Source organism: Streptomyces ureilyticus, assembly GCF_011045025.1.
GTDB lineage: Bacteria > Actinomycetota > Actinomycetes > Streptomycetales > Streptomycetaceae > Streptomyces > Streptomyces ureilyticus.
In genome coordinates this window covers 1-9397 of the sequence record NZ_JAAKZX010000294.1, presented here as the reverse complement: position 1 = coordinate 9397, position 9397 = coordinate 1, and the positions used below count along the sequence as shown (strand labels likewise).

At 70.3% G+C, this 9397-nt stretch carries 8 protein-coding genes; 6 read left to right on the top strand and 2 right to left on the bottom strand.

From position 1 onward, the window contains the following. The first annotated feature begins 159 nt into the window (after positions 1 to 159). Positions 160 to 1803: a phospho-sugar mutase gene (locus tag G6048_RS44220; RefSeq protein ID WP_165345267.1), complete on the top strand. Its 1644-nt coding sequence runs from the start codon at positions 160 to 162 to the stop codon at positions 1801 to 1803. Positions 1804 to 1833: 30 nt separating this feature from the next. After that, positions 1834 to 2187, top strand: coding sequence for a hypothetical protein (locus tag G6048_RS44215; RefSeq protein ID WP_165345266.1), 354 nt, complete (start codon positions 1834 to 1836; stop codon positions 2185 to 2187). Positions 2188 to 2222: 35 nt separating this feature from the next. Here the strand turns inward: G6048_RS44215 and G6048_RS44210 are convergent, their stop codons facing one another. Together G6048_RS44210 and G6048_RS50580 are read right to left on the bottom strand one after the other, a co-directional pair. Then, positions 2223 to 3899 carry a hypothetical protein gene (locus G6048_RS44210; protein WP_165345265.1) on the bottom strand — a complete coding sequence of 559 codons (1677 nt, stop codon included), beginning with the start codon at positions 3897 to 3899 and terminating at the stop codon, positions 2223 to 2225. Positions 3900 to 4092: 193 nt separating this feature from the next. Beyond that, entirely contained in the window at positions 4093 to 4677 is a 585-nt protein-coding gene (locus tag G6048_RS50580) for a PH domain-containing protein (RefSeq protein ID WP_328828781.1), read from the bottom strand. 425 nt (positions 4678 to 5102) lie between these two features. On the opposite strand from G6048_RS50580, the gene deoC reads away from it, so the two are divergent. The 4 genes from deoC to G6048_RS44185 all read left to right on the top strand — a co-directional run bounded on the left by deoC (position 5103) and on the right by G6048_RS44185 (position 9207). Further along, entirely contained in the window at positions 5103 to 6062 is a 960-nt protein-coding gene (deoC, locus tag G6048_RS44200) for a deoxyribose-phosphate aldolase (protein WP_165345268.1), read from the top strand. Positions 6063 to 6067: 5 nt separating this feature from the next. Further along, on the top strand, positions 6068 to 7525 hold the full coding sequence (locus G6048_RS44195; RefSeq protein WP_165345263.1) for an aldehyde dehydrogenase family protein: 1458 nt from the start codon (positions 6068 to 6070) through the stop codon (positions 7523 to 7525). Continuing rightward, positions 7526 to 8419, top strand: coding sequence for an aldehyde dehydrogenase family protein (locus G6048_RS44190; RefSeq protein WP_165345262.1), 894 nt, complete (start codon positions 7526 to 7528; stop codon positions 8417 to 8419). A gap of 152 nt (positions 8420 to 8571) precedes the next feature. Next, positions 8572 to 9207, top strand: a complete 636-nt coding sequence (locus G6048_RS44185; RefSeq protein ID WP_165345261.1) for a uridine kinase family protein — start codon at positions 8572 to 8574, stop codon at positions 9205 to 9207. The last annotated feature ends 190 nt before the right edge of the window (positions 9208 to 9397 follow it).

The following is a 9397-nucleotide window of genomic DNA, read 5'->3' as shown; positions in this document are numbered from 1 at the left end:
TCTCCGCGCCCGTCGTGGCGCCGGGCGGAGCCGGGAGGGAGGCGAGCACGGAGGCCGCCGGGCGGCGGAACGGCGCCGGGTCGCCAGAACTCTTGCGGGGGCGCACTTCCAGGATCCACACCGCACCAGAAGCGAACCAAACGAAAGAGGTTGACCCACGTGCAGGATGAACTCGTCGCGAGGGCCAAGGCGTGGCTGGCCGAAGACCCCGACCCGGAGACCAGGGACGAACTCGCCCAGCTGATCGACGCCAGGGCCACAGCGGAGCTCACCGCACGGTTCACCGGCACCCTCCAGTTCGGCACCGCGGGCCTGAGAGGCGAACTCGGCGCCGGCCCCATGCGAATGAACCGCGCGGTGGTCATCCGAGCCGCCGCAGGCCTGGCCGCGTACCTCAAGGGCAAGGGCCACAAGAACGGCCTGGTCGTCATCGGCTACGACGCCCGCCACAAGTCGGAGGACTTCGCCCGCGACACCGCCGCGGTGATGACGGGCGCGGGCCTGAGGGCAGCCGTACTCCCCCGCCCCCTCCCCACCCCCGTCCTCGCCTTCGCCATCAGGCACCTCGGCGCGATCGCGGGCGTGGAGGTGACCGCCAGCCACAACCCGCCCCGCGACAACGGCTACAAGGTCTACCTGGGCGACGGTTCCCAGATCGTCCCCCCGGCGGACGCCGAGATCGCCGCGCAGATCGAGGCGATCGCGAGCCTGAACGACGTACCGCGCCCGGCCGGCGGCTGGGAGATCCTCGCCGACGAAGGCGACGACAGCGTTCTGAACGCCTATCTCGCCCGTACGGACGCCGTGCTCGCCAAGAACTCCCCCCGAACCGCTCGCACCGTCTACACGGCGATGCACGGCGTCGGCAAGGACACCCTCCGCGCCGCCTTCGCCCGCGCGGGCTTCCCGGAACCCGTCCTCGTCGCCGAACAGGCGGACCCGGACCCGGACTTCCCGACCGTCGCCTTCCCGAACCCGGAGGAACCGGGCGCGATGGACCTGGCCTTCGCGAAGGCCCGCGAGACGAACCCGGACCTGATCATCGCGAACGACCCGGACGCTGACCGCTGCGCCGTGGCCGTCAAGGACAGCGGCGACTGGCGCATGCTGCGCGGCGACGAGGTCGGCGCCCTCCTCGCCGCCCACCTCGTGCGGCGCGGCGCCCGCGGCACCTTCGCGGAGTCGATCGTCTCGTCCTCCCTCCTCGGCCGTATCGCGGAGAAGGCGGATCTCCCGTACGAGGAGACCCTGACGGGCTTCAAGTGGATCGCCCGGGTGGAGGGCTTGCGTTACGGGTACGAGGAGGCCCTCGGCTACTGCGTGGACCCCGAGGGCGTACGGGACAAGGACGGCATCACGGCGGCCCTGCTGATCACGGAACTGGCCTCGGAGCTCAAGGAGCAGGGCAGAACCCTCCTCGACCTCCTCGACGACCTCGCCGTGGAGTACGGCCTGCACTCCACCGACCAGCTCTCGGTCCGCGTGGAGGACCTCTCCCTGATCGCAAGCGCGATGCACCGCCTCCGTGAGCAACCGCCCACCCACCTGGCCGACCTGGCGATCACGAAGTCGGAGGACCTGACGAAGGGCACGGACAAGCTCCCGCCCACGGACGGCCTCCGCTACACACTCGACGGCGCCCGCGTCATCGTCCGCCCCAGCGGCACGGAGCCGAAGCTGAAGTGCTACCTGGAGGTCGTCATCCCGGTCGCCTCGCAGGCCGACCTGCCGAAGGCTCGTGAGAGGGCGACTGTCCTTCTGACGGACATCAAGCGCGATCTGTCGGCGGCAGCGGGCATCTGACGCACACAGCCGTCTGCCGACAAGGACCAGATGAAGACGAACACCGCACACCCGTGGCTCCGGGTGAGCCTCCCCCTGGTCGTCAATGTCCTGCTGGGGTTCCCAGCCGTGGTGCCGGCGTTCCTGCTCTGGTACTTCGCGTCGAACTGGCCCCTTGCCAACCTGGGCTGGACCGACCGAGAGCCCACCGAGAACGACGGCGTGCTGCCCTGGGTGATGGTCGCCACACCGATCTTCACGCTGTTCGGTCTCGTCTGGTGGCTGGCCAACCGGCCTTTCCGGCGCAGGTCGGCGCTGTCATCTCATGCGTACTGGCTGCTGAGCTTCGCGGCCACGGCGCTGCCGACGCTCACTCTCATCATCATCAGCTGGGCAAGAGACTGAAGAAGGAGCCCACGGCGCCGCGGCAGTAAGCACGCTCACCTCAGCGCCATCACCGCCACCACCCACCCCAGTGCCAGCACGACCGTCAGCGGCCACAGCGGGCGACCGCGTTCGGGGGCCGTGCTCTCGCCCGTCGGACGCAGTGCGGGGTCCGTGCGCATCGCGCTGAGTTCGGCGGCCAGGGCGTCGTACGGGTGGACCAGGCCGCGGGTGCGCTCGAGCCAGCCCCAGTGGGGTGCGGCGACGGCCCAGTTGTCGCCGCGCCAGCGCAGTTTGAGTTCGAAGCGTTGGCGGCGTACGGAGCGGAGGTCCTCCCAGGGGACGTGCTGGGGGCCCCGCAGGCCGGTGACCCACAGGCCTGTACGGTCGGCGGTGATGCGCCAGGCCAGTTTCACGGGGACGCGGACGGCGCCGTAGACGCCCAGGATGACGACGAGGGCCAGCTTCCACGCGGCGGTGCCGGGTTCAGCGAACCAGGACCAGCAGAGCCAGATTCCCCAGGCCACCAGCAGCGCGGCGGCCAGCCGGTCGAGCCATCCGGCATGCCAGCGGCGTACCGCGACGGGCGGCTGGGTTCCGGCCAACTCCCTGGCTTGCTCCTCCAGTTGGCGGCTCTGTGCCTCCCGGGCCTTCTCCCGTTCGATACGCCGCCGCCCCGCGCTCAGCGACAACGGGCGCACGGGGCCCGTCGACCACTCGATCAGCGGAGGCTGAGCAGGGTCCACGTCGGCGCTGAGGACGCGGACCTCGGCGCCGTCGTAGGGCACGCCGAAGAGGACGGCTTCGCGGACCGGGCCCGGGGTGTCGGCCTCCACGAACTCCAGGAGCCGCTCGAGCTCCTCGTCGTCGGTCTCCGTCCCGTCGGCTTCCGCGTCGCCCTCGTCGGCACCGTCGTCCTCGTCGTCTTCGTCGTCTTCGTCGAACGAGGTCAGGTCGACTGTGAACAGGGGGCGGATGGCCCGGACGTCATCCGCCGCGTACACCTCCGTGCTGCCTTCCACGTCGTCGCGCACCAGGACGCGCAGTACCGGTGCGGGCTCCCGGCGCAGTTGAACGGCCCGGTGCCGGCCGAACCAGGCCGAGGCCAGGGCGGTCGCGCCGAGGCCGGCCACGAAGAAGGCGGCGGCCCAGGCGCCCCGGCGGTCGTCGGCCGAGGTCCAGAGGCCCGCGGTGGCACCGGTCAGCACGCCGAGGGCGAGGACCACGAGGCCGAGGTTGCGCAGGAAGCTGCCGCGCCGCACCGGTTCTTCCGCGTCCGGCAGCCAGGCCGTGACACCCTCGGCTGCCTCCAGCGCCCGCTCGTACTGCGCGCTCCGGGCCCGCAGGCGTACGGCGACGACCGCCCAGGCAGCCCCGACGACGAGCACGAAGAGGGCGGTCACCCCCCACGGCTGCGACGGTGCCTGGAACGCGAGCGCGAGGAGCAGCGCGGGCGCCCCGGCCCAGACGAGCTCGGGGCGGGCGAGCACCCACAGGACGTACACCGCGAACGCCGCCGCGAGGAACGGCCACAGCCCGCCGAGCAGCACGGCCCAGCCGCCCGCGCACAGCGCGAAGGTGGTCGCTCCGGCCGCGACCGACCTGCGGACGCGCAGGAACGTCCAGCGCGGCGGCAGCACCGCCGACCAGACGCCGGCCTGCCCGGCCGTCCAGTCCCGGCAGCCGTCCGGTATCGCCGTGGCGGGCAGCCGCAGAGGCTCGTCGTACGACACATCTACTCCCTCAGTGCGTGGCTACGCCGGTGACGCCTGGACCGGTCGGGACCGGACACCCGTAATGGAACACCCGTGACGGGACACCCGGACGGCGAAGGCAGTCACCACCCTCTCGTACGGGCCAAAGCGCCCATCTCCTCAAGATCCGGGGTGTTGGGTACCACCTCAGGGCCCGACGCGGCCCGAGCCGTCACCCCATCGCCAGCAGAATGGCCAGCAGCACCGCACCGGCCAGGGCCGGCGCCACGATCTCGTAGGCCCACCGCACCGACGGCTCCCCCTGCGCCCGCTTGTCCGGGCCCCGCGCCACCACCAGCTCACGCAGCTCGTCCATGATCTGGTCGGCCTGGGCGCGCACGGGCCCGGTCGGCTCCGGCATCCGCGACGGACGGACCTCGGCGCCCTCCTTGTCCGCGCGGGCCTGCCGCCGCGCCGCCTTCTTACGGGCGCGCAGCGAGACGGGTATCGCCCACAGCTGGTACTTGGTGCCGGACTTGTCGAGCACCTCGTTCGAGTAGCCGGAGCGCAGGGCCTCGACCGAGCCCCACGGCAGCACGATCATGCGGAAGGGGTTGCGGATGCGCAGCCGGTCGTCGTTCGCGAAGACGGCCGGGCGCAGGGTGAAGGCGACGACCAGCGGGACGAAGAGGATCAGCCCGGCGAGCGCCAGCCACGGCGTCCGGCCCTCGCCGACGATCAGCGCGTCGATACCGAGCCAGCCGGCGATGGCGAGCAGCATCACACCGCCCGCGATGGCCGCGGGCGACCGGTAGATCCGGTCCCTGGACTCCGGGACCGAGGGCCGCGGGGACGGCGTCGACGGCGAGGACGGCGAGGGTTCCGACGAGCCGCGGGACTCAGGAGCGCCCCGGGATTCCCGGGAGCCAGGAGAATCCGGAGATCCCGAAGAGCCCGGAGCATCCGAGGTGTCCGGAGCCTGAGGGGAGTCCGTACGTCCCGCAGAGCCCGGCGCATCCGAAGAGCCCTGGGCCTCCGGGGATGGGGAAGTTCCCGGGGAGTCCGGTGGCGGTGGCTGATGGTCCGGGGTCGTCATGCTCCCGATTCTGCCCGACGCCGCTGACAACGCTCATCCGCGGTCGCCGAGCTCTCGAAGACGCGCCGTGTCCATCTCTCGATGAGCGCGAAAAGCATCGAGGGCTGTACAGCCGCTACGCGCGTAGATATGCTCCCCTCGTGACCATGCCCACCACAGCACCAGCCGCACACGCACTCGGCGACGTAACCGCGTCCGACAGCACGCTGCGCCGCTTCCTCCACGGGCTGCCCGGAGTCGACGCGGTCGGCCTGGAGGCGCGCGCCGCCTCGCTCGGCACCCGTTCCATCAAGACGACGGCGAAGGCGTACGCCATCGACCTCGCCATCTCGATGGTCGACCTGACGACACTGGAAGGCGCGGATACCCCGGGCAAGGTCCGGGCGCTCGGCGTCAAAGCCGTCCATCCCGACCCCACGGATCGTACGACCCCCACGACGGCGGCCGTCTGCGTCTACCCCGACATGGTGGCCGCAGCCAAGGAGGCCGTCGCCGGTTCCGGCGTCAAGGTCGCCTCCGTCGCCACCGCCTTCCCGGCGGGGCGTGCCGCGCTCGACGTGAAGCTGGCCGACGTACGCGACGCCGTCTCGGCCGGGGCGGACGAGGTCGACATGGTCATCGACCGGGGTGCGTTCCTCGCGGGGAACTACATGAAGGTGTACGACGAGATCGTGGCGGTCAGAGAAGCCCTCGGTTCGAGCGCCCGCCTGAAGGTCATCTTCGAGACCGGCGAGCTGTCGACGTACGACAACATCCGGCGCGCAAGCTGGCTCGGCATGCTGGCCGGGGCCGACTTCATCAAGACCTCGACGGGCAAGGTGGCGGTGAACGCGACGCCCGCGAACACCCTGCTCATGCTGGAGGCCGTGCGTGACTTCCGCGCGCAGACCGGGGTACAGGTCGGGGTGAAGCCCGCGGGCGGCATCCGCACCAGCAAGGACGCGATCAAGTTCCTGGTCCTGGTGAACGAGACGGCGGGCGAGGACTGGCTGGACAACCACTGGTTCCGCTTCGGCGCGTCCTCGCTCCTGAACGACCTGCTGATGCAGCGCCAGAAGCTGGCCACCGGCCGCTACTCCGGCCCCGACTACGTGACGGTGGATTGATCATCATGGCTTCCGTATTCGAGTACGCACCGGCGCCCGAGTCCCGGTCCGTCGTCGACATCGCGCCCTCGTACGGCCTGTTCATCGACGGCGAGTTCACCGATGCGGCGGACGGCAGGGTCTTCAAGTCGATCTCGCCGTCCACGGAAGAAGTCCTCTCCGAAGTCGCCCAGGCGGGCGAGGCGGACGTCGACCGCGCGGTGAAGGCCGCCCGTAAGGCCTTCGAGAAGTGGTCGGCACTGCCCGGCTCCGAGCGCGCCAAATACCTCTTCCGTATCGCCCGCATCATCCAGGAGCGCAGCCGCGAACTGGCCGTCCTGGAGACGCTGGACAACGGAAAGCCCATCAAGGAGACGCGCGACGCCGATCTCCCCCTGGTAGCGGCGCATTTCTTCTATTACGCGGGCTGGGCGGACAAGCTGGAGCACGCAGGCTTCGGCGCGAGCCCGCGGCCCCTGGGCGTCGCGGGCCAGGTCATCCCCTGGAACTTCCCGCTCCTCATGCTGGCGTGGAAGATCGCCCCAGCGCTCGCGACCGGCAACACGGTGGTCCTGAAGCCCGCCGAGACGACCCCCCTCTCGGCGCTGTTCTTCGCGGACATCTGCCGTCAGGCGGGCCTGCCCAAGGGCGTCGTCAACATCCTTCCCGGGTACGGCGACGCAGGCGCAGCCCTGGTCGGGCACGAGGACGTGAACAAGGTCGCGTTCACGGGCTCGACGGCGGTCGGCAAGGAGATCGCGCGAACCGTCGCGGGCACGCGCAAGAAGCTCACCCTCGAACTCGGCGGCAAGGGCGCCAACATCGTCTTCGACGACGCCCCCATCGACCAGGCCGTCGAGGGCATCGTCACGGGCATCTTCTTCAACCAGGGCCAGGTCTGCTGCGCAGGCTCCCGACTTCTCGTACAGGAGTCGATCCGGGACGAGCTCCTTGACTCCCTGAAGCGCCGCCTGTCGACCCTGCGCCTGGGCGACCCGCTCGACAAGAACACCGACATCGGCGCGATCAACTCCGCCGAACAGCTGGCCCGTATCACCGCGCTCACCGAGCAGGGCGAGGCGGAGGGCGCCGAGCGCTGGTCCCCGGCCTGCGAACTGCCGTCCTCCGGCTACTGGTTCGCCCCGACGCTCTTCACGAACGTCACCCAGGCGCACACCATCGCCCGCGACGAGATCTTCGGCCCGGTGCTGTCCGTCCTCACCTTCCGCACGCCGGACGAGGCGGTCGCCAAGGCCAACAACAGCCAGTACGGCCTCTCGGCGGGCATCTGGACGGAGAAGGGCTCCCGGATCCTGGCCGTCGCGAACAAGCTCCGCGCGGGCGTCGTGTGGTCCAACACGTTCAACAAGTTCGACCCGACCTCGCCGTTCGGCGGCTACAAGGAGTCGGGCTTCGGCCGCGAGGGCGGTCGTCACGGCCTGGAGGCGTACCTCGCCCCGTCGAGCCCGGAGGGCGAGCGATAAATGAGCACAGTTGACGCAAGGCTCAGTGTCTTCAAGACCTACAAGCTGTACGTGGGCGGGAAGTTCCCGCGTTCCGAGAGCGGCCGGGTGTACGAGGTGACCGACTCGAAGAGCAAGTGGCTGGCCAACGCGCCCCTCGCGTCCCGTAAGGACGCCCGTGACGCCGTTGTGGCGGCCCGCAAGGCGTTCGGCCCCTGGTCCGGCGCCACGGCGTACAACCGCGGCCAGATTCTCTACCGCGTCGCGGAGATGCTGGAGGGCCGCAAGGAGCAGTTCGTACGGGAGGTCGCGGAAGCGGAGGGCCTCTCCAAGTCGAAGGCGGCCGCCCAGGTGGACGCCGCGATCGACCGCTGGGTCTGGTACGCGGGCTGGACCGACAAAATCGCCCAGGTGGTGGGCGGCGGCAACCCGGTGGCGGGCCCGTTCTTCAACCTCTCGACGCCCGAGCCGACGGGCGTGGTGACGGTCATCGCCCCCCAGGAGTCGTCGTTCCTGGGCCTGGTCTCGGTGGTCGCCCCAGTCATCGCGACGGGCAACACGGCGATCGTGGTGGCGTCCGAGAAGTCCCCGCTCCCGGCCCTCTCCCTCGGCGAGGTCCTGGCCACCTCCGACCTCCCCGGGGGCGTGGTCAACGTCCTCTCCGGCCGTACGGCTGAAATCGCGACGCCCCTCGCGGCCCACCAGGACGTCAACGCGATCGACCTGGCCGGCGCGGACGACGTACTCGCGAAGGAACTGGAGATCGCAGCCGCGGACAACCTCAAGCGGGTCCTGCGTCCACAGCCTGTGGATTACGCGGAGACGCCTGGCATCGAGCGCATGACGGCCTTCCTTGAGACGAAGACGGTCTGGCACCCGACGGGTTCGCTGGGCGCGTCCGGCTCCTCGTACTAGCCGTACTGGTCTCGCTGAGCGCGTCACGAACCGCACAAGCCGCAGCCCTGATCCTCCTCCGTCCAGGAGGGCCAGGGCTGCGATGTGATGCGTGATCCAAACATGACCCGCAGGGTCGGCAAGAAGCCTCCGATGCCGCACACTGGTGCCTCGTGAGTTCTCATCCCCCGATAGCCACCCGGGTCGTGCTGCTGTGCGGTCCCTCCGGTTCTGGCAAGTCCCTTCTCGCGGCCCGCTCCGGGCTTCCGGTGCTGCGGCTCGACGACTTCTACAAGGAGGGCGACGATCCGACGCTGCCGCAGGTGGCGGGGAGTTCGGACATCGACTGGGACCATCCGCTGTCCTGGGACGCGGACACGGCCGTCGCGGCGATCGCCGAGCTGTGCCGCAGGGGGCGTACGAAGGTTCCCGTGTACGACATCTCCCTCAGCGCCCGTACCGGCGAAGAAATCGTCGACATAGGGCGGACCCCGCTGTTCATCGCGGAGGGCGTCTTCGCCGCCGAGATCGTCGAGCGGTGTCGGGAGATCGGGGTGCTGGCGGACGCGCTGTGTCTGAGCCGCGGGCCGGTGAAGACATTCCGCCGCCGCTTTCTGCGGGACCTCAAGGAGGGCCGCAAGTCCGTTCCGTTCCTGCTCCGCCGCGGCTGGCGCCTGATGCGCGCCGAACGCTCCATCGTGTCCCGCCAGACGTCCCTGGGCGCCCATGCCTGCGACAAGGACGAGGCGCTGGGCAGGCTGGCAGCGGCCGCCGCGGGACGGTGCGTGAAGGCGCGTACGGTGGCGTGATCACGTACGACCACTTCAGTCGCGTACGGCGGCTTCAGTCACGTACGCGCAGAGAAGCGGGACTGGATGGACCCCCCGGCCCTCCAGTCCCGCTCCCTTTTCCCCGTGGTCCCCCGTGTATCCCCGTGATCCTCCGAGGTCCCCCGTTGACCCCGTTGATCCCCCCTGCGGTGCTCCCCCGTTGTGACCC